The 18503-nt window shown below is 68.8% G+C and carries 20 protein-coding genes and 1 tRNA gene; 17 read left to right on the top strand and 4 right to left on the bottom strand.

All coding sequences use genetic code 11. From position 1 onward, the window contains the following. The first annotated feature begins 142 nt into the window (after positions 1 to 142). The 16 genes from HUK68_RS15330 to HUK68_RS15255 all read left to right on the top strand — a co-directional run bounded on the left by HUK68_RS15330 (position 143) and on the right by HUK68_RS15255 (position 13146). Positions 143 to 592 carry an STN domain-containing protein gene (locus HUK68_RS15330; protein ID WP_175504963.1) on the top strand — a complete coding sequence of 150 codons (450 nt, stop codon included), beginning with the start codon at positions 143 to 145 and terminating at the stop codon, positions 590 to 592. 13 nt (positions 593 to 605) lie between these two features. Then, positions 606 to 2264 (top strand): PepSY-associated TM helix domain-containing protein, encoded by a 1659-nt coding sequence (locus HUK68_RS15325; RefSeq protein WP_175504962.1) that lies wholly within the window; start codon positions 606 to 608, stop codon positions 2262 to 2264. Continuing rightward, positions 2261 to 2563 carry a DUF3649 domain-containing protein gene (locus HUK68_RS15320; protein WP_175504961.1) on the top strand — a complete coding sequence of 101 codons (303 nt, stop codon included), beginning with the start codon at positions 2261 to 2263 and terminating at the stop codon, positions 2561 to 2563. Before HUK68_RS15325 ends, HUK68_RS15320 begins: the two co-directional genes overlap by 4 nt. Beyond that, positions 2560 to 3444: a DUF3325 domain-containing protein gene (locus tag HUK68_RS15315; protein ID WP_175504960.1), complete on the top strand. Its 885-nt coding sequence runs from the start codon at positions 2560 to 2562 to the stop codon at positions 3442 to 3444. Before HUK68_RS15320 ends, HUK68_RS15315 begins: the two co-directional genes overlap by 4 nt. Next, positions 3441 to 3782 (top strand): hypothetical protein, encoded by a 342-nt coding sequence (locus HUK68_RS15310; protein WP_175504959.1) that lies wholly within the window; start codon positions 3441 to 3443, stop codon positions 3780 to 3782. Before HUK68_RS15315 ends, HUK68_RS15310 begins: the two co-directional genes overlap by 4 nt. Next, on the top strand, positions 3779 to 4393 hold the full coding sequence (locus tag HUK68_RS15305; RefSeq protein WP_175504958.1) for a DUF6162 family protein: 615 nt from the start codon (positions 3779 to 3781) through the stop codon (positions 4391 to 4393). The genes HUK68_RS15310 and HUK68_RS15305 overlap by 4 nt, the downstream gene beginning before the upstream one ends. Before the next feature lie 63 nt (positions 4394 to 4456). Beyond that, positions 4457 to 5401 (top strand): metal ABC transporter solute-binding protein, Zn/Mn family, encoded by a 945-nt coding sequence (locus HUK68_RS15300; protein ID WP_175504957.1) that lies wholly within the window; start codon positions 4457 to 4459, stop codon positions 5399 to 5401. Further along, a complete protein-coding gene (locus HUK68_RS15295) occupies positions 5398 to 6138 on the top strand; it encodes a metal ABC transporter ATP-binding protein (protein WP_175504956.1) in 741 nt (246 codons plus the stop codon). Before HUK68_RS15300 ends, HUK68_RS15295 begins: the two co-directional genes overlap by 4 nt. Further along, positions 6135 to 7037, top strand: coding sequence for a metal ABC transporter permease (locus HUK68_RS15290; protein ID WP_175504955.1), 903 nt, complete (start codon positions 6135 to 6137; stop codon positions 7035 to 7037). The genes HUK68_RS15295 and HUK68_RS15290 overlap by 4 nt, the downstream gene beginning before the upstream one ends. Before the next feature lie 5 nt (positions 7038 to 7042). Further along, on the top strand, positions 7043 to 7897 hold the full coding sequence (locus HUK68_RS15285; protein ID WP_175504954.1) for a metal ABC transporter solute-binding protein, Zn/Mn family: 855 nt from the start codon (positions 7043 to 7045) through the stop codon (positions 7895 to 7897). Between the two features lie 34 nt (positions 7898 to 7931). Beyond that, positions 7932 to 8567 carry a hypothetical protein gene (locus HUK68_RS15280; RefSeq protein WP_175504953.1) on the top strand — a complete coding sequence of 212 codons (636 nt, stop codon included), beginning with the start codon at positions 7932 to 7934 and terminating at the stop codon, positions 8565 to 8567. A gap of 97 nt (positions 8568 to 8664) precedes the next feature. Continuing rightward, positions 8665 to 9090 (top strand): transcriptional repressor, encoded by a 426-nt coding sequence (locus HUK68_RS15275; RefSeq protein ID WP_175504952.1) that lies wholly within the window; start codon positions 8665 to 8667, stop codon positions 9088 to 9090. A 64-nt stretch (positions 9091 to 9154) separates the two neighbouring features. Then, positions 9155 to 10444, top strand: coding sequence for a putative DNA modification/repair radical SAM protein (locus tag HUK68_RS15270; RefSeq protein ID WP_175505862.1), 1290 nt, complete (start codon positions 9155 to 9157; stop codon positions 10442 to 10444). A gap of 6 nt (positions 10445 to 10450) precedes the next feature. Further along, positions 10451 to 11422 (top strand): TIGR03915 family putative DNA repair protein, encoded by a 972-nt coding sequence (locus HUK68_RS15265; protein WP_175504951.1) that lies wholly within the window; start codon positions 10451 to 10453, stop codon positions 11420 to 11422. A 117-nt stretch (positions 11423 to 11539) separates the two neighbouring features. Continuing rightward, complete coding sequence (locus HUK68_RS15260; RefSeq protein ID WP_175504950.1) at positions 11540 to 13003, top strand: CYTH and CHAD domain-containing protein; 1464 nt, start codon at positions 11540 to 11542, stop codon at positions 13001 to 13003. A 66-nt stretch (positions 13004 to 13069) separates the two neighbouring features. Next, positions 13070 to 13146 (top strand) — tRNA-Arg (locus HUK68_RS15255). 193 nt (positions 13147 to 13339) lie between these two features. Here the strand turns inward: HUK68_RS15255 and HUK68_RS15250 are convergent. Both HUK68_RS15250 and HUK68_RS15245 read right to left on the bottom strand, forming a co-directional pair. Beyond that, positions 13340 to 14638, bottom strand: coding sequence for a tryptophan--tRNA ligase (locus HUK68_RS15250; protein ID WP_175504949.1), 1299 nt, complete (start codon positions 14636 to 14638; stop codon positions 13340 to 13342). Between the two features lie 30 nt (positions 14639 to 14668). Next, a complete protein-coding gene (locus tag HUK68_RS15245; protein ID WP_175504948.1) occupies positions 14669 to 15337 on the bottom strand; it encodes a site-2 protease family protein in 669 nt (222 codons plus the stop codon). Between the two features lie 189 nt (positions 15338 to 15526). On the opposite strand from HUK68_RS15245, the gene HUK68_RS15240 reads away from it, so the two are divergent. Then, the gene (locus HUK68_RS15240; RefSeq protein ID WP_175504947.1) at positions 15527 to 16738 is read left to right on the top strand and encodes a methyl-accepting chemotaxis protein; all 1212 of its coding nucleotides are present in this window, start codon (positions 15527 to 15529) and stop codon (positions 16736 to 16738) included. A 165-nt stretch (positions 16739 to 16903) separates the two neighbouring features. Here HUK68_RS15240 and HUK68_RS15235 read toward each other — a convergent pair whose 3' ends face one another. Further along, a complete protein-coding gene (locus HUK68_RS15235) occupies positions 16904 to 17539 on the bottom strand; it encodes an L-threonylcarbamoyladenylate synthase (protein ID WP_175504946.1) in 636 nt (211 codons plus the stop codon). Positions 17540 to 17576: 37 nt separating this feature from the next. Continuing rightward, positions 17577 to 18440 carry a 3',5'-nucleoside bisphosphate phosphatase gene (locus tag HUK68_RS15230; RefSeq protein ID WP_175504945.1) on the bottom strand — a complete coding sequence of 288 codons (864 nt, stop codon included), beginning with the start codon at positions 18438 to 18440 and terminating at the stop codon, positions 17577 to 17579. Positions 18441 to 18503: the final 63 nt, after the last annotated feature.

Here is an 18503-nt window from a genome sequence, read left to right as displayed (position 1 = left end):
CAGCCACGGATCCGAAGCTGCACTTCGGTCCCCGCCAACAGCCACGAACACCGCGCGCATCCTGGGCGTGCAGTGCTTGCAACGGGCTGATGTTTCCCGCTGCAGCGCTGCCGGGGTGGCGCTTGAAGACGGAAGCAGTGCAATGCGGCAAGGTCAGGGCAGCGGGCGGGCGGGTCCCCTCGCGGGAAGGGTGCGGCGCAGGTATCGCGCGCTCGCGGTGATGGCGGTGCTGGGCTGCAGCCCGTTGCTGCCGGCGGCCGCGCAGCCGGGCTTCGGCGCTTTGGGGCAGCCGCAGGCGGCGCACGAGCAGCCGCTGCGCGTGCCCGTCAACATTCCGGCCCAGCCGCTGCTGGGCGCGCTGCGCGCCTTCGGCCTGCAGACGCATTCGCAGGTGCTGTTCCAGGAAGCGCTTCTTGCCGGCCTGCAGGCCGAGGCGGTCTACGGCATGTTCACGCCGCAGGAAGCGCTCGAGCGCCTGCTGGCGCACACCGGCCTGGCCATTGCCACGGCGCGCGCGCGTTCGTTCACGCTCAAGGCAGCGCAGACGCAGGGCGCGCAGCGCCCGGCGTTCGACCCGCAAGCCCTTTCCTGAGACGGAGCCGCGCATGTTTTCCTCGCTTCGCCAGTGCACTTCCTGGCTGCACACCTGGACCGGCCTGATCGTCGGCTGGGTGCTGTTCTTCGTCTTCGTCACCGGCACGCCCGGCTATTTCCAGATCGAGATCACGCGCTGGATGCAGCCCGAGCTGCCCATGGTCCAGGCGCGCGCGCTCGAGAACCGCGCCGCATCGTTCGAACTCGCGCTCGACCGGCTGCAGAAGGTCGCGCCGGGCGCCGCAGCGTGGCGCATCAACCTGCCGCACGAGTCTCTGCAGTCGCGCACCTGGCAGGAGTTCGGCATCGGCTGGGACGAGATGCCGCCCGACGGCCATGACCGCGGCCCGAGCGGCAGCGAGAAGCTCGATCCGGCCACGGGCCAGGTGCTGCCCTCGGGCATCGAGCCGCGCGCCACCGCGGGCGGGCGCACGCTCTACCAGATGCATTACCTGCTGCACTACATGGACTTCGACTGGGGCATCCGCATCGTTGGCGTCTGCACCATGCTGATGCTGATGGCCATCGTCACCGGGGTCATCACGCATAAGAAGATCTTCAAGGACTTCTTCACCTTCCGCCCGGGCAAGGGCCAGCGCAGCTGGCTGGACGCGCACAACGCGGTGAGCGTGATGGCGCTGCCGTTCTTCCTGATGATCACCTACAGCGGGCTGGTGTTCTTCCTGTTCACCTACATGCCCGCGGGCATCAACGCGATCTACGGCAGCGACCAGCAAAGCCGCAAGCCGTACTTCGCCGAGATCTTTCCCGAGTTCAACCGCAAGCCGGTGGCCATCTCGCGCCCCGGGACCCCGCTGCTGCCGCTGGTGGCGCAGGCCGAAGCCGTCTGGGGACCGGGCCAGGTGCGCACCATCGGCGTGATGCACAACCAGGGCGCGGGCGAGGTACAGGCCGTGACGCTGACGCGGGTCAACGGCAGCGCGCTGGATTTCCAGCGCCCGCAAACGCTGCGCTTTGATGCGCGCAGCGGCGCGCCGCTGGCGCCCGAGCCCAAGACCGGCGGCGCGGCGCGCACCACGCAGACCGTGATGCTGAACCTGCATGAAGGCCTGTTCGTCGGCGCCTGGGGCCGCTGGGTGTATTTCTTCGCCGGCCTGCTGGGCTGCGCGATGATAGGCACCGGCATGGTGCTCTGGACCGTCAAGCGCCGCAGGCACCACCTGGGCAGCGGCCTTGAAGCCACCGAGCAGTTCGGCGTGCGCCTGGTCGAGACGCTCAACGTCGCGACCATTGCCGGACTGCCCATGGCCGTGGCCGCGTACTTTCTTGCCAACCGTCTGCTGCCGCTGGACATCACCGACCGCCCCGCGTGGGAGGTGCACACGCTGTTTGCGGTCTGGCTCGGCGCGCTGTTCTATGCGCTCGCGCGGCCGCTGCACCGCGCCTGGATCGAGCTGTTCCGGGCCGGCTGCGCGGCGTATGCGCTGGTGCCGGTCATCAATGCCCTGACCACCGACAAGCATCTGCTCAACACGCTGCGCGCGGGCGACTGGGTGCTGGCGGGTTTCGACCTGACGATGTGGGGCATGGCCGCGCTGCTGGCGCTGATGGCGGTCAAGGTCAAGCGCCGGTTGGACCCGTCGCGCGCGGCAAGGAAAGCGGCAGGGGCCGCTGCCGCACGGCCAGTGACCGAAGGGAGCGTGGCATGAGCAAGGCCCATTCTCTTTCGCTGAGCTATCGCCTGGCCGTGGCCTCGCGCGTGATGGCAGCGGCCATGGGCGGCTATGCGCTGGCCTCGGCGGCGACGGTGCTGCTGGCGCGGGTCTGGCCCGGGCCTCAGGCCCAGGCGATGCTGTGGGCCAGCATGCTGAGCTTTGCGATCTACAGCCTGGTCGCGATCTGGGTGTTCATGGCGCGCAGCGCCACGCGCGCCTGGATCGGCGTGGTGTCCGTGACGGGCGTGCTGGCCGCACTGGCCTGGCTGCTCCAGTCGGGAGGTGCGGCATGACGCTGTTGCATCTGGCCATCCTGGTGATCAGCCTGGCGGGCTTTGCCGCGCTGGCGCTGGCCACCGAACGCCATGCCGAGCATCTGCTGGGCCGGCTGCCCGCGCCGCAATGGCGCCTGCTGGCGCGCGTTGCCGGCTGGCTGCTGCTGGCCGTGTCGCTCGCGCTGGGCATCGCCTACCTGGGCTCGGGCGTGGGCATCACGCTGTGGCTGGGCTGGCTGACGATTGCCGCGCTGGCGCTGGTGTTTGCGTTTCCCAAGTGGCCGTTGCGGCCGGTGGACCATGCCAGGCCCGCGCGCCCGGCCAAGGCCGCGAAACCCGGCGCTGCTGCCGAAATGCCGGTGGCGCCCCGGCGCACTGCGCGCCGCTGGCTTGCCGCGGCGCTGCTGGCTGCGGTGCCGCTGGTCTACCTGCTGGCGTTGCAGGCCACGCCGATCGCGCCGCTGCTGCGCGCCGATGCGTTCGCGGGCCAGGTCGGGCCGTGGAGCTTCCGCCTCGCGGACCGCGACCATGACGTGCCCAAACTGGTGGCCATGGACATCCCCATGAAGTCCTACCAGGTGCGCTTTTGCGAGGACTGCGACGCGCAGATCCGCGCCGCCTATCTCAAGGTCAACAAGCCGCGCTCGCTGCGCGCCGCGGGCATCGTGCTGCAGGGCACGCGCTGGGACCGCAACGTCGACATCCAGCTGCCGGCCAACACCACGGCCGGAAGCAGCCTGTGGCTCACGGTGGTGGGCAAGGACGGCGAGATGCACCAGGCGCAGGTGCGCCTGGCGGATGTGTCGCCGGCCACGGTCGCCTGGTTCCAGCAACGCGAAGCCAAGCCTGAAGCGGGGCCGGCGGCACCGCAAGGCGCAATAGAAAGGCCATCCCAATGACATTTCCTCACCCTGTCCGCCGCGCACTGGCGGCCGGCGCATGGCTGCTGTCGGTGGCGGCACCGGCGCTGGCGCACAACCCCGTGGTCGAATGCCGCCAGGTCTCGGCCGACACCATCCAGTGCCGCGGCGCGTTTTCCGACGGTTCGCTGGCCCCGGGCGTGCGCCTCGATGTGATGAGCTATGACGACAAGGTGCTGGTGTCGGGCAAGCTCGACAAAAGCTCGCTGCTGAGCTTCAAGAAGCCCAAGGGCGATTTCTTCGTGCTGTTCGATGCGGGCCCGGGCCATGTGGTCGAGGTCGACCATGCCGAGATCGTCGCGGGCGCGGCGCGATGAGCGCCACCACGCAACTGGTGCGCCCGGCGGGAGCGGGCCATGAAACCCTGGCGGTGCTGGCCGGCTGCTCGCTGGTCCTGGCCATCGCCGGGACCGTGGTCACGCTGCGCGGCGCGCCACAGCACAGCCATGCGGTGGCCGCACACCAGCTCGATGCGCGGCGCGACCTGACGGCGGCCGAGCAGGGCATCCATGCCGATCTGCGCATCGCGCTCGATGAGATCGAGGCCGAACGCGGCCCGCATGCCAGGCTGCCCGCCGTGGCGGCTTTGTCGGAGCTGGGCCTGCCGCCGTTCGCCGAGGATGCAAGCAGCGTGCAGCGCGGCGGCCATGCATGGTCGCTCGTGGCCGATGGCCGGACGCAGGCCTATGTGGGGCTGAGCGCGGACAGCGCCGTTGCCGGTTCGGTGCTGATGCGCGTTCAGGCCGCGCATGGCCGCGCGCATGGCGCTGCCGATGCCGCGCACGCGTCCGACGCCGAGCCCGATATCTGGCTGCACCGCAATGCCCGCGTGGCGCCCACCGCGCTGGACGATGCGCAGCTCACGCGCGCCGGCTGGCGCCAGGTGGTCGCGCGCTTCGACGCGGGCGTGACACGCCAGCCGCGCTAGATCCTTTTCCCTTGATTTCTTGCCGCTGCCGACGTGCAGCGCGCCTTTACGCTGGAGCCGTACATGTCCCCCCATTTCAGCCGCCGCCGTTTGCTGCAAGCCGGCCTGGCCGCCCCTGCCGTGCTGGCGCTGTTCCCGCTGGCCGCGCAGGCGCGCCGGCTGCGCATCGGCATCACCTTGCATCCGTACTACAGCTATGTCACGAATATCGTCGGCGACCTGGCCGAGGTCGTGCCGCTGATTCCGGCCGGCTTCAATCCGCATGCCTACGAGCCGCGCGCCGAAGACATCAAGCGCATCGGCGGCCTTGACGTGGTGGTGCTCAACGGCATCGGCCACGACGACTTCGCCGAGCGCATGATCGCCGCCAGCAGCAAGCCCCGGCTGCCGGTGATCGAGGCCAACGCCCAGGTGCCGCTGCTGGCCGCCGTGGGCGCGGCGGCGAACGCCGGGCGCAGCGGCAAGGACAGCTCGGGCCAGGTCGTGAATCCGCACACCTTCCTCTCGGTGGCGGCCTCGATTGCCCAGGTCAACACCATTGCGCGCGAACTCGGCAAGCTCGATCCGGCCAACGCCGAGGCCTACCGCAACAATGCGCGCGCCTATGGCCAGAAGCTGCGCAAGCTGCGCGCCGATGCGCTCGCCGGCCTGGCCCAGGCGCCGGGGCGCAACCTGCGCGTGGCCACCATCCATGGCGCCTATGACTACCTGCTGCGCGAATTCGGCCTCGAAGTCACGGCCGTGGTCGAACCCGCGCACGGCATCGAGCCCAGCCCGGCGCAGCTCAAGACGACCATAGACCAATTGCGCAATCTGGACGTCAAGGTGATCTTCTCGGAGATGGACTTCCCTTCTGCCTATGTCGACACCATCCGCCGCGAGACCGGCGTGCGCCTCTACGCGCTGACGCATATCTCGTACGGCGAGTACACCCGGGAAAAATTCGAGCAGGACACGGCGCGCAATCTCGCCGCCGTGGTGCGCGCCATCCGCGAGGCCGGCCAATGACGCGGGTGCACGGACCGGCCGTCGTGTTCGAGCGCGTCGCGCTGACGCTGGGCCGGACGCAGGTGCTGCGCGATGTCTCGCTGCGCGTCGCGCCGGGCAGCGTGCATGCCATCGTCGGCCCCAATGGCGCGGGCAAGAGCTCGCTGGTCAAGACGCTGCTGGGCCAGACGCCGCACCAGGGGCGCCTCGCGCTCGAATGGCCGGGCGCGCCGGGCGTGATGGGCTATGTGCCGCAGGCGCTGGCTTTCGATGCCGGCCTGCCGATGACGGTCGACGACTTCATGGCTGCAATGACCCAGCGCAAGCCTGCGTTCCTGGGGTTTGCGCGCGCTCGCGTTGCCGAGATCAGCGCGGCGCTGGAGCGCGTGGGCATGGCCGGCAAGCGCCAGCGCCGCATGGGCGCGCTGTCGGGCGGCGAGCGCCAGCGCGTGCTGCTGGCGCAGGGCCTGGTGCCCACGCCGGCGCTGCTGGTGCTCGATGAACCCATGGCCGCGCTCGACGAAGCCGGCGCGCAGGTGTTCGAGCAGCTGCTGGCCGGCTGGAAGCAGGCCGGCGTCACGGTGCTGTGGGTCGAGCACGACCTCGAGGCCGTGGGCCGGCTTGCCGACCATGTGACGGGCCTGAACCGCGGCGTGCTGTTCGACGGGCCGCCGCGCGAGGTGCTGACGCCGCAGACTCTGCTCGATCTGTTTTCCACGCGTCCGCGCGGCGCCCTGGCGCAGGAGGCTGCCGCATGAACTTCTTCGAGACCCTGCGCGTCGCCATCCAGGGCTGGGCCGAAGCCGGCGCGCTGCCGGGCGCGCTGGCCTACGGCTTCGTCGTCAACGCGGTGCTGGCCGGGCTGATCATCGGCCCGGTGCTGGGCGGCCTGGGCACGCTGGTCGTTGTCAAGCGCTTCGCGTTCTTCTCCGAGGCCGTGGGCCATTCGGCGCTGACCGGCGTGGCCATCGGCATCCTGCTGGGCGAGCCCTACACCGGACCGTACGGCAGCCTGTTCGGCTACTGCCTGCTGTTCGGCATCAGCCTTAACTACCTGCGCAACCGCACCGGCCTCACGCCCGACACGCTGATCGGCGTATTCCTGTCGGTGTCGCTGGCGCTGGGCGCGAGCCTGCTGCTGCTGCTGTCGGGGCGCATCAACATCCACATCCTGGAGAACGTGCTGTTCGGCTCGGTGCTCACCGTGAACAGCCAGGACCTCACGGTGCTGGCCGCGGTGGCGCTGCTCACGCTGGCGCTGAGCCTGCCCAACTACAACCGGCTGATGCTGGCCAGCTTCAATCCGCAACTGGCCGCGGTGCGCGGCGTGCCCGTCAAGGCCATGGACTACCTGTTCGTGGTGCTGGTGACCGTGGTGACCGTGGCTTCGGTCAAGGTCATTGGCGCGATCCTGGTGGGCGCGCTGCTGGTGATCCCGGCCGCGGCGGCGCGGCTGTTGAGCCAGTCGCTGCGCGGGTTCTTCTGGCTCAGCGTGCTGGTTGCCACGTTCAGCACGCTCGCGGGCATCTTGCTGCCCATTGAATTCGCGCTGCCCCTGCCTTCGGGCGCGGCCATCATCCTGGTGGCGGGGGCGGTATTCATGCTGGCCGCGGTCCTGCGCGGCCTGGTTCCGGGATTGAAAGGACTGCCGTCGTGAAACCCTTGTTGAATTTGTTGCTGGCCGCCGCGGCGCTGCTGGCGGGCGTGGCCGCGCAGGCACAGGCGCCGGCCAAGGCAGTGCAGGTGCTGGCCGCCCACCCGGTGGCGCATGGCCTGGCCGCGCAACTGGCCGAAGGCAGCGGCATCAGCGTGGCGCGCGCCGCGCCTGCCAGCCTGCCGCCGGCGCGGCTGCTCGCCTATTTCGACGGCCGCGGCGCCAAGGCGCTGGCGCAGGCCGCGGCCGGGGCCGATGCGGTGATCACGCTGCGCTCGCTGTGGCCGCAGGACCCGCTCTACCCGCTGGCGCGCCGCGCCAACATCCGCATCGTCGAGATCGACGCCGCGCGGCCGATCGACGGCGCGCTGCCCGGCATTGCGCTGCAACCCGGCGCCGAGCTGGGCAGCCATCCGTGGCTGCATCCGGTGAACCTGGGGCGCATGGCCGATATCGTCGCCGCCGATCTGGAGCGGCTGTCGCCCCGGGACGCGCCGTCGATTGCGCGCAATCTGGCCGGCCTCAAGCAGCGGCTGGTGGCGCTGTCCAGCAAGGCCGAAGCCGCGCTGCTGGCCGCGCCCAACCTCACGGTGGTGTCGCTGTCGCCGCGGCTGGACTATCTGGCTTCGGCCTTCAATCTCGAGCTGGTGCCGGGCAGCAATGAACCGCAGGCGCTGGCGGCGCTGGTCCGCAGCGAGGGCGTGGCCGCAGTGCTGCACCACGAGGCCTTGGCGCCGGAACTGGCAAAGGCCGCAACGGATGCGGGCGCTGCCGTGGTCGTGCTGGCCGCCGATGGCCAGGACCCGGTGGCCGATCTGGAAGTCCTCGCCACGCGGGTCGTCGACGCGCTGCGCCCGCGCTGAGTGCCGCCCTGTCAAACCCATACCAAAGCTTCCAATGACCACTTCTGCATTGCTTTCCATTTCACGGCGCTTCGTGCCGACGCTGGCGCTGCTCGCGCTGGTGCAAAACGCCCACGCCGACTACCTCTGGCTGCAGCGCACTGGCGCGCAGGCGCAGGTGTTTGCCGGCGAACTGCACAAGCCGCTGGCGCAGCTGCCCGCGCTGAGCGACGCCAAGGCGGTGGCGCCCGACGGCAAGGCCTTGGATGCCGAAACCGCGGGCAACCACTTCGCGTTCACCCCGGCCAATGCCGGCGACCTGCGCTTCACCGCCACGCGCGCCGAAGCCGATGGCGTGCTGACCTACTTCCAGGCCAGGTCCGGTCGCTTGGAAACCAAAGCCGTCAACGACCTCGAACTGGTGCCCACCGAAGCCGGCGGCAACACCTTCCAGCTGGTGTTCAAGGGCCGTCCGGTCGCAGCCAGCCAGGTCAATGTCGAGACCTCCGAAGGCTGGCGCCGCGTGCTGGCGCCGGCCAAGGATGGCACGGTGAGCTTCGTGCCAACGTTTCCAGGCCTCTACGTGCTGGAAGTCTCGGCGCGCGTGAACAACGGCTCGGTGACGCTCGACGGCAGGAAGTACAACGACGTGCGCCACACCGCCACCTTGAGTTTCGAAGTGGCGCACTGACCATGACCGGGCCAGACCTCCCCATGTCGCGCGTGCGCGCTTGCCGTTTCCCACTGCCGCAAGGCACTGCATTTGCCGCGTACGCGGCCGACCGGCCATGAACGCCGTCAGCCTGACCCTGCTGCAGCGCCTGCGCTCGGCCGGCGTGACACCCACCGCGGCGCGCATCGGCGTGCTGCAGGTGCTCGAGGCGCAGGACCCGCGCCGCCTCAACAGCGAGGAAATCTTCCGTGAACTGCGCCGCCGCGGCATGCGCACCAGCCTGAGCACGGTCTACCGGATCACGCAGCGGCTCCATGCCGTCAGACTGCTGCTGCGCGAGCTCGACGATACCGGCAAGGTGCACTACCGGCTGCAATGGACCCGCCACGAAGCCCCATGCGTGCGTGTCGTCTGCCGCCGCAGCGGGCAAAGCGTGCAGCTGGACGATGTCGATCTGCATGCGGGATTGATCGCGGCCGCGGCCCGTGCCGGCCTGAACGTCGCGGGCCGGACGCTGGTGCTGGAGCTGCCTGCGCTCTGACCGGGGCGCGATGGCGGATGCCCCTGGCGCAATCCCTGGTTTGCCTTCCATGTATATTCATACAGTGGAACTGCAAAACAAACTCGCCATCCTGGCTGATGCGGCCAAGTACGACGCTTCGTGCTCCTCGAGCGGCAGCGCCAGGCGCGATGCCGCGCGCGGCGGCATCGGCTCCACCGAGGGCATGGGCATCTGCCACAGCTACACGCCCGACGGGCGCTGCATCTCGCTGCTGAAGATCCTGCTGACCAACTTCTGCATCTACGACTGCAAGTACTGCATCAACCGCGTCAGTTCCAACATCCCGCGCGCGCGCTTCGCGGTGGCCGAGGTCGTCGATCTCACGCTCGACTTCTACCGGCGCAACTGCATCGAAGGCCTGTTCCTGTCGAGCGGCATCATCCGCAGCAGCAACTACACCATGGAGCAACTGGTGGGCGTGGCGCGCTCGCTGCGCCTCGACCATGGCTTCAAGGGCTACATCCACCTCAAGACCATTCCCGATGCCGATCCGCAGCTGCTGGCCGAAGCCGGGCTCTATGCCGACCGCCTGAGCATCAACATCGAGCTGCCCACGGTGCAGGGCCTGGCACAGCTCGCGCCCGAGAAGAACAGCGCCACCATCCAGCAGGCCATGGGCCAGCTGCACGACCACATCGCGACCGCCAAGGCCGAGCGCCAGGATGCCCGCAAGGCGTCGGTCATCTCCATGCCGCGCTCGCGCCGCACGCGGCCCACCGCGCCGCAGGCGTTTGCCCCGGGCGGCCAGAGCACGCAGATGATCGTCGGGGCCGATGGCGCCGACGATGGCGACATCATCGTCACCAGCGCCAAGCTCTATACCGGCTTTCGCCTGCGCCGCGTCTATTACTCGGCGTTCAGTCCGATTCCCGACGCCACGGCCGACCTGCCGCTGATCGCGCCGCCGCTGGTGCGCGAGCACCGGCTGTACCAGGCCGACTGGCTGATGCGTTTCTACGGCTTCGAGGCGCATGAGATCGTGCCCGCCGGCGCGCAGGGCAAGCGCATGCTGTCGCTCGAGCACGACCCCAAGCTGGCCTGGGCGCTCGCGCACCGCGAGCGCTTTCCCGTCAACCTGAACACCGCGCCGCGCGAGATGCTGCTGCGCGTGCCCGGGCTGGGCGTGCGCAGCGTCGACAAGCTGCTGGCCGTGCGCCGCTGGCGCCAGCTGCGCAGCGCCGACATCGAGCAATTGCGCGTGCCCATGGACAAGCTGCTGCCGTTTGTCGAATGCCAGGGCTGGAGTCCGGGGCGCAGCCTTGACGATCCCCTGCTGGCCGCGAAACTCGTGCAGCCGATGGCGCCCAGGCCGGTGCAGGCCAGCCTGTTCTGAAATGCCATGGCGGCCCACACGCTGATCCTGCCCGGCGACGGCACCGATTTCGCGCACTGGCGCCAGCTTGCGCGCGGGCTCTGGGCGCAGCAGGTGCCGCCCGAGGAGGTGGTATGGCTGACCGAGGACCTGCAGGCCCGCTCTCCCGATCTGTTTGCAATGCCCGAAGCCGCGCCCCAGGCCGCGTCGCTGGCAGCGCTCGCGGCCACACCGGAACGCGCTCTCACGGTGCCGCGCGCCTGGCTTGCCGAGGCCGAGCAATGCCTGCTCAACTCCGACCCCGATCGCTTTGCGCTGCTCTACCGGCTGCTGTGGCGCATGCAGCATGAACCCGCGCTGCGCCATGACCTGCTCGATGCCGACCAGGTGCAAATGCAGCACTGGATCAAGGCCGTGCGCCGCGAAGTGCACAAGGCCCATGCCTTCGTGCGCTTTCGGCCCGTGGCGCTGGCCGACGACCCGGCCGACGGCAGCGGCCCGCTGTATGTCGCCTGGTTCGAACCGGTGCACCACATCGTGCATGCCGCGGCGCCGTTTTTCGTCAAGCGCTTTGCCAACATGCGCTGGGCCATCCTGACACCGCAATGCAGCCTGCGCTGGTGGCCGCAGGCGCCCGATGTCGCCGCGCTGGCCGCGCAGGGCGTGCAGCCCGAAGCCGCGCTGCAGCCGCTCAGGGGCCGCGCCGGCGTGCTCAGCTGGGGGCCGGGCGCCAGCGCCCAGGACGCGCCCGATGCCGATGCTGGCGAAAACCTCTGGCTCACCTACTATGCGCACATCTTCAATCCCGCGCGTCTCAAGGTTGCGGCGATGTACAAGGAAATGCCGCGCAAGTACTGGCACAACCTGCCCGAAACCCAGCTGATCTCGCCCATGATCCAGGCGGCCCAGGCGCGCAGCGCGGCGATGCTGGCCAATGCGCCGACCACGCCAAGGCGCCGTTTGCCGCAGCAGGGTCCCGCCGTGCAGGACCCGGGCTGAAGCGCTTGCCGGCCAGTGGCCCGTCTGTGTCTCCCATCGGCATGGCCCCGGCTATAGTCTGCTGACGAAACGCCAAGCGGCCGCGGCCCGGGCAAGCCCATGCATTGGGAGAAGCACATGAACGAAATCGAACTGAAATTCCAGGTACCGCCAGCGCAGCGCCAGGCCGTGCGCCGCGCGCTGGCCACGTCGAAGGCGCAGATCCTGCGCCTGCAGGCGCAGTACTTCGACACGCCCGACCGGCGCCTGGCCGCGGCCCATGTCTCGCTGCGGCTGCGCCAGGAGGGCGAGGCCTGGGTGCAGACGCTCAAGTGCCCGGGCGAGAACCGCTGGAGCCGGCTCGAGCACGAAGTGCCGCGCGCGGCCGACGGCGATGAGCCCCGGCTCGACCTGTCGCTGCATGCCGGCACGCCCGCGGGCGACCGGCTCATGGCGGCGCTGGGCAAGCAGGCCGACCGCCTGGAGGTGGTGTACGCCACCGACGTGCAGCGCACGCGGCGCGTGATCCTGGGTCCTGACCTGCAGGCCGAAGTGGCGCTGGATGTAGGCGAGATCCGTGCCGGCAGCGCACGCCGCGAGCTCCATGAGATCGAGTTCGAACTGCAAAGCGGCAGCGTGGCGGCCCTGGTGGCCTTGGCCACGCGCTGGGTCGAGCGCCATGGCCTGTGGCTCGATGTCATCAGCAAGGCCGAACGCGGCCAGCAGGTGGTGCGTGGCGCGGCCAGCGTGGCGCCGGTGCATGCCCAGCCCGTGGTCCTCAAGAACGCGCCATCGCCCGATGCGGCCTTGCGCCAGATGGTGGCCGCCTGCCTCGCGCATCTGCTGCCGAACGCGGCCGAGGTGGCCGGCGGCGCGGCGCAGCCCGAGCATCTGCACCAGGCGCGCGTGGCGCTGCGCCGGCTGCGCACGGCGCTGCGCATCTATGGCGACTGGTCACCGGACACCAGCGCCGAATGGACACCCGCGCTGGCCTCGCTGTTTGGCCAGCTCGGCGCGGCGCGCGACCGCGATGCGCTTGAAGCCGATCTGTTGCCCGCACTGCGCGCGGCGGGCGCGCCGCTGGCCGAACTGCCGGCCGAAGCCGCGGCGGAAAGCAGCGTGGCCGATACCCTGCGCGCGCCCGCCACGACGCAGCTATGGCTGGCGCTGATTGCGTTTGCCAACGCTGCGCAGGCGCAAGAGGGCAAGCCCGCGGGCGACGCGCGCGCGCTCGCCGCCCGGCGCATCAAGCGGCTGCAGCGCCAGCTCGCCAAGGATGCCAAGGCCTATGCCGGTCTGGAGGACGAGCAGCGCCACCGCGCGCGCCGGCGCCTCAAGCGCCTGCGCTACGCCATCGAGTTCACGGCATCGCTGTTCCGGGCGAAGAAGGTACAGCGCTATCTGGACGAACTCAAGCCCGCCCAGGATGCGCTGGGCGAGTACAACGACCTGGTGGTGGCCGAGCAGGCCTTTGGCCGGCTGGTGCAGACACAGCCCCAGGCCTGGTTTGCGCTGGGCTGGCTCGCGGCGCAGCGCGCGCAGCTGCTCGATCGATCGCAGCAGCGGCTGAAGAAATGGGCCATGCAGCCGGGCTTTTGGTGAACTCTTTGCAAAAAAGCCCGTGTTTTGCCGGAAGGGCATTATTTCCCGGCTAGAATACGAAGCTTAGCGGCTGTAGCTCAGCTGGATAGAGTACTTGGCTACGAACCAAGGGGTCGTGGGTTCGATTCCTGCCAGCCGCACCAAACGACAAGCCCCAGAATTGAAAGATTCTGGGGCTTTTTCGTATCTGCAGGTTCGAGAGCGGCCGTTCATCCTTCGATTCTTCGATCCTTCGACAGGCTCAGGATCAGGATCAGGACGAACGGTTTCATCTTCGACCCCTGCTGCAGGATCGGGATGAATGGTGTCCAAGCAGCAATACTGCTTGGATGCAAATCACGTGTTGGCGGCCACCAGCTGCTCCAGCGCCTCGCTCAGCTGCGCGGCGTCGGCACCTTCCACCGGCATCAGGCGCGCGCCCAGTTCCGCCAGCGCTGCTGCGCCCTGCTGCTGCAGGCGCGCAATGCTCTGGCCGGCCTCCTTGGGCGCATCGAAGGCCGTGCTTTGCAGCAGCAACTGGCCCGAAGCCGATACCAGCTTGAAATAGAACTTGCCGTCGGCCTCGCGGTATTGCTTGAACTGCGGCAGCGCCGACTTGGCGGCCTTGGCGGCTTGCGGCGCCTGCACCTGGGCCAGGCTGCGCAGGCCCACGGCTTCGCGCAACTGGCGCACGAAAGGCGCGGCCAGCGCGCGCGCGCGTTCGCCGCCGGCGCGCAGCACGGCTTCGATCTGCGCCGGGTCGGCCATCAGGCTCTCATAGCGCGCGCGCATGGGCGCGATTTCCTGGTCCAGGCGTTCGAACACCAGCTGCTTGGCATCGCCCCAGGCAATGCCTTGTGCGTACCGCTGGCGCAGCGCTTCGGTTTCCGCCTCCGAGGCAAATGCCTGATAGAACTGGAACAGCGCCGAGCCTTCGACCTCCTTGGGCTCGCCGGGCGCGCGCGAGTCGGTGGTGAAGCCGTTGATCAGCTTGCGCAACTGCTCGCGCGGCGTGAACAGCGGGATGGTGTTGTTGTAGCTCTTGCTCATCTTGCGGCCGTCGAGGCCGGGCAGCGTGGCCACGTTCTCGTCGATCACCACTTCGGGCAGCACCAGCAGCTCGCCGTAGAGATGGTTGAAGCTCGAAGCGATATCGCGCGCCATCTCCAGATGCTGGACCTGGTCGCGGCCCACGGGCACCTTGTTGGCGCCGAAGATCAGGATATCGGCGGCCATCAGCACCGGGTACATGAACAGGCCGGCCGAGACATCGGCATCGACGTCGTTGCCCGCGGCAACGTTCTTGTCGACCGAAGCCTTGTAGGCATGCGCGCGGTTGAGCACGCCTTTGCCCGTGACACAGGTCAGCAGCCAGCACAGTTCGGTGATCTCGGGCACGTCGGACTGGCGGTACAGCATGACCTGCTCGGGGTCCAGGCCCGCAGCGAGCCAGGTGGCGGCAATCTCCAGCGTCGAGCGCTGCACGCGTGCCGGGTCGGCGCACTTGATCAGCGCATGGTAGTCGGCCAGAAAGTAGAAGCTCTGCACATCGGCGCGCTGGCTGGACTGCACGGCGGGGCGGATGGCGCCGACATAGTTGCCCAGATGGGGCGTGCCCGAAGGCGTGATGCCGGTGAGAAAGCGGGTTTTGGACATGGCAGGAAACGGTTTTTCGCGAAAAGGAAATCAGCGCAGCAGCGCCAGCAGCGGCGTCAGCAGCAGGTCGATGGCGCTGTAGCCCAGGCTCATCAGCGGGCGCAGCCAGATGGTGCTGACGATGCCGAACACCACCAGCGCCAGCACGATGAAGAAGCCGAAGGGCTCGATGCGCGCGAACTGGTTGGCCAGGCGCCAGGGCAGCAGGCCCATCAGGATGCGGCCGCCATCGAGCGGCGGCAGCGGAAACAGGTTGAAGGCCCACATCACCAGGTTGACCAGGATGCCGGCGCGCGCCATCTCGACGAAGAAGCGCTCCTGCACGCCGCTGGTGATCAGCACCACCAGCAGCACGGCCCAGACAATGGCCTGGATGAAGTTCGACGCCGGCCCGGCCAGCGCGACCCAGATCATGTCGCGCTTGGGGTTGCGCAGGTGGTCGAAGCGCACCGGCACCGGCTTGGCGTAGCCGAACAGGAAGTCGCCCGAGGTCGCGAAGTACAGCATCAACGGCATCAGGATGGTGCCGATGGGATCGATGTGCTTGAACGGGTTGAGCGTGATGCGCCCCAGCATATAGGCCGTGTTGTCGCCGAAATGGCGCGCGGCATAGCCATGGGCGGCCTCATGGACCGTGATGGCGAACAGCACGGGCAGGGCGTAAATGAGAACGGTTTGGATGAGATTAGGGAAGTCCACGCGGGGATTGTGTCAGACCAGGGCCGCCTGTGTTGGATCGAGGCCGCCAACACAGGCATGTGCGGTAGTGGAAATCTACTATTTTGTTGCAAAATGCAAGCGGATGTGCAGAGTCCCCGGCTCTGCCCATTTCGTCTGAGAAACACCACTACACAGAGACAGATGCGCCGCGCGCAGAAAGAGGCAGACATGGGATTCGGCAGCTGGAAGATCGGCACCAGGCTGGTGCTTGCCTTTGGTGGCATTTGCGCGTTGATGGCGGCAATGATGGTGGTCACCAGCTGGTCGCTGGCGGGGGCCGAACGCGCGCTTGAAGGCGGCGGCGCCACCGATGTCGCGCAGGCGGCGCTGCAGCAGGTGCGCTGGTGGGTGCTGGGCCTGGGCGCTGCGGTGTGCGCGCTGGCGGTGGCCGCGTGGATCAGCCTGCGCCAGGGCATCGTGCGGCCGCTGCAGCAGGCCATCCTGATTGCCGAGACCGTGGCGGCGGGCGACCTGAGCCAGGAATTCAGCTCCGACCTGCAGGGCGACTTCGGCCGCCTGCTGGGCGCGCTGGGCACGATGGAAGACACGCTGACCGAACTGGTCGGCCGCATCCAGCAGTCGAGCGATTCGATCTGCGTATCGGCGTCGGAAATCGATGCCGGCAATGCCGACCTGTCGCGCCGCACCGACGACCAGGTGGCGGCGCTGACCCAGACCGCGGCCAGCATGGAGCAGCTCACGGCCACGGTGCGCCAGAATGCCGACCGCGCGCGCTCGGCCAGCGGCCTGGCGGTGGGTGCATCGGCCACGGCCGAGCGCGGCGGCGCGGTGGTCGGCCAGGTGGTGCAGACCATGGAGGCGATCAGCGGCAGCTCGCGCAAGATCGTCGACATCATCCAGGTGATCGAAGGCATTGCTTTCCAGACCAACATCCTCGCGCTGAACGCCGCCGTCGAGGCCGCGCGCGCGGGCGATCAGGGCCGTGGTTTCGCGGTGGTCGCCAGCGAGGTGCGCAGCCTGGCCGGACGCTCGGCCGAAGCCGCCAAGCAGGTCAAGACGCTGATCACCGCCAGCGTGGACCAGGTGCAAAGCGGCTCGGGCCTGGTGGGCGAGGCCGGCCGGACGATGCAGGAGATCGTCGGCGCCGTGGGCCAGGTCACGGGACTGCTTGGCGAGATCTCGCATGCGCTGCAGGAGCAGAGCGAAGGCATCGTCCAGGTCAATCTCGCGGTCGCGCACATGGATGGCGCGACCCAGGAAAATGCCGCCCTGGTAGGCCAGGCAGGACATGCGTCGCAGGCGCTGAGCGAGCGCGTGCAGGATTTGCAGCGCGCGGTGGGAGCGTTCAAGCTCGAGGATGAGCCCGCGGTAACGCTCGCAGCCGTGCCGAAAAGGGGTGCGCTGGCATTGGCGGCCTGAGGCGGCGGACACTGTTGGACGTGCACTCCCGTTCGTCCTGAGCCTGATCCTGATCCTGAGCCTGTCGAAGGATCGAAGGATGAATGGCCTGCACTCAAATCAAACCAGCTGTTGATGCACGTGCCAAGGTCCGGCACGACCTGTCTGCCAGGACCCCGTAGCCCCTCAAAGCCCCAGCCGCGCCAACTCCCCGCGCCCTTCGCGCACCATGGTCGCGTCGCCGCCATTGGCCATGGTCGTCAGGTCGATCACCGTGGTCGGCTCCTGCGGACATGCGCCGGCATCGACAATGCCGTCGAGCAGCTTTTCATAGCGTTCGCGGATTTCCTGCGGGTCGTTGAGCGGCTCGGTCTCGCCCGGCGGAATGAAGGTCGACGCGAGCAGCGGCGCGCCATGCAGCTCCAGCAGCAGCAGCAGGCCCTTGCGCTCGGGCACGCGCAGGCCGATGGTCTTGCGCTGCGGGTGGCTCACGCGGCGCGGCACCTCCTTGGTGGCGTCGAGAATGAAGGTATACGGGCCGGGCGTGCCCAGCTTGAGCAGCCGGTACTGGCGGTTGTCGACCTGGGCATAGGTCGCCAGTTCGGACAGGTCGCGGCACAGCAGGCTCAGGTGATGCTTGTCATCGATCTGGCGGATGCGGCGGATGCGTTCCACCGCGTCGCGGTCGTCGAGATGGCAGACCAGCGCATAGCTTGAATCCGTGGGCACGGCCAGCACCCCGCCTTTTTGCAGCAGGGTCGCGGCCTGCTTGAGCAGGCGCGGCTGGGGGTTTTCGGGGTGGGCTTCAAAGTACTGGGCCATTTGCAAGCGCTCCGTGGCAAAAAGGAAAGGAAAGACGTCAGGGCTGCCGTATGCGTTCGCTCAGCAGTTCCCAGACGGGTGTCAGCGCGCCGGGCAGCAGGGGCAGGGCCCCCAGGTCGGTGCGCGATTCTTGCGGGCTGTGGAAGTCGCTGCCGCGCGATGCGGCCAGGCCGAACTCCTGGGCCATGGCCGCGTAGGTCACATATTCGGCCGTGGTGTGGCTGCCGGTGACGACTTCGACGCCCTGGCCGCCATGGGCCTTGAATTCGGAAAACAGCGCATATTCCTCGTTGGCCGAGAAACGGTAGCGCGCGGGATGGGCAATGACGGCAATGCCGCCGGCATCGTTGACCCATTGCACGGCCTGCTGCAGCCGCGCCCAGCGGTGCGGCGCAAAGCCCGGCTTGCCTTCGGTGAGGAAGCGCCGGAACACCTCGCCCATGTCGCGGCAGATCTTCTTCTCGACCAGGAAGCGCGCGAAATGGGTGCGCGAGATCAGCGCCGGGTTGCCGACATAGCGCAGCGCGCCTTCATAGGCGCCGGGAATGCCCGCGAGCTCGAGCTGGCGGGCCATTTCGCGCGCGCGCGGGCCGCGGCCGCCGCGCACCTCGGCCAGTCCGGCATCGAGCGCGGCGTTCTCGGGATCGAAGCCCAGGCCGACGATGTGCACGGTCTCGTTGGCGAAGGTGACCGAGATCTCCACGCCCGTGAGATAGGCCAGGCCCTGGGCCTGCGCGGCCGCGGCAGCGCGCTGCTGGCCCGCGATTTCGTCGTGGTCGGTCAGCGCCCAGAGCTCGACGCCATTGGCGCGCGCACGCGCGGCCAGCTCCTCGGGAGTGAGGGTGCCATCCGAGATCAGCGAATGGCAGTGCAGGTCGGCATTGAGGTAGGAGGTGGGCACGGGACCATTGTAGGCCGGGGTCCGCGCGGCAAGCCCAATCCTGGCAATGCCCTTGCCGGCGGC

Origin of the sequence: Comamonas antarctica (assembly GCF_013363755.1) — a bacterium.
In the GTDB taxonomy this organism is placed as follows: domain Bacteria; phylum Pseudomonadota; class Gammaproteobacteria; order Burkholderiales; family Burkholderiaceae_C; genus Comamonas; species Comamonas antarctica.
Note: the sequence above shows the minus strand (reverse complement) of the source record. Positions and strands in the feature narration are given on the sequence as shown.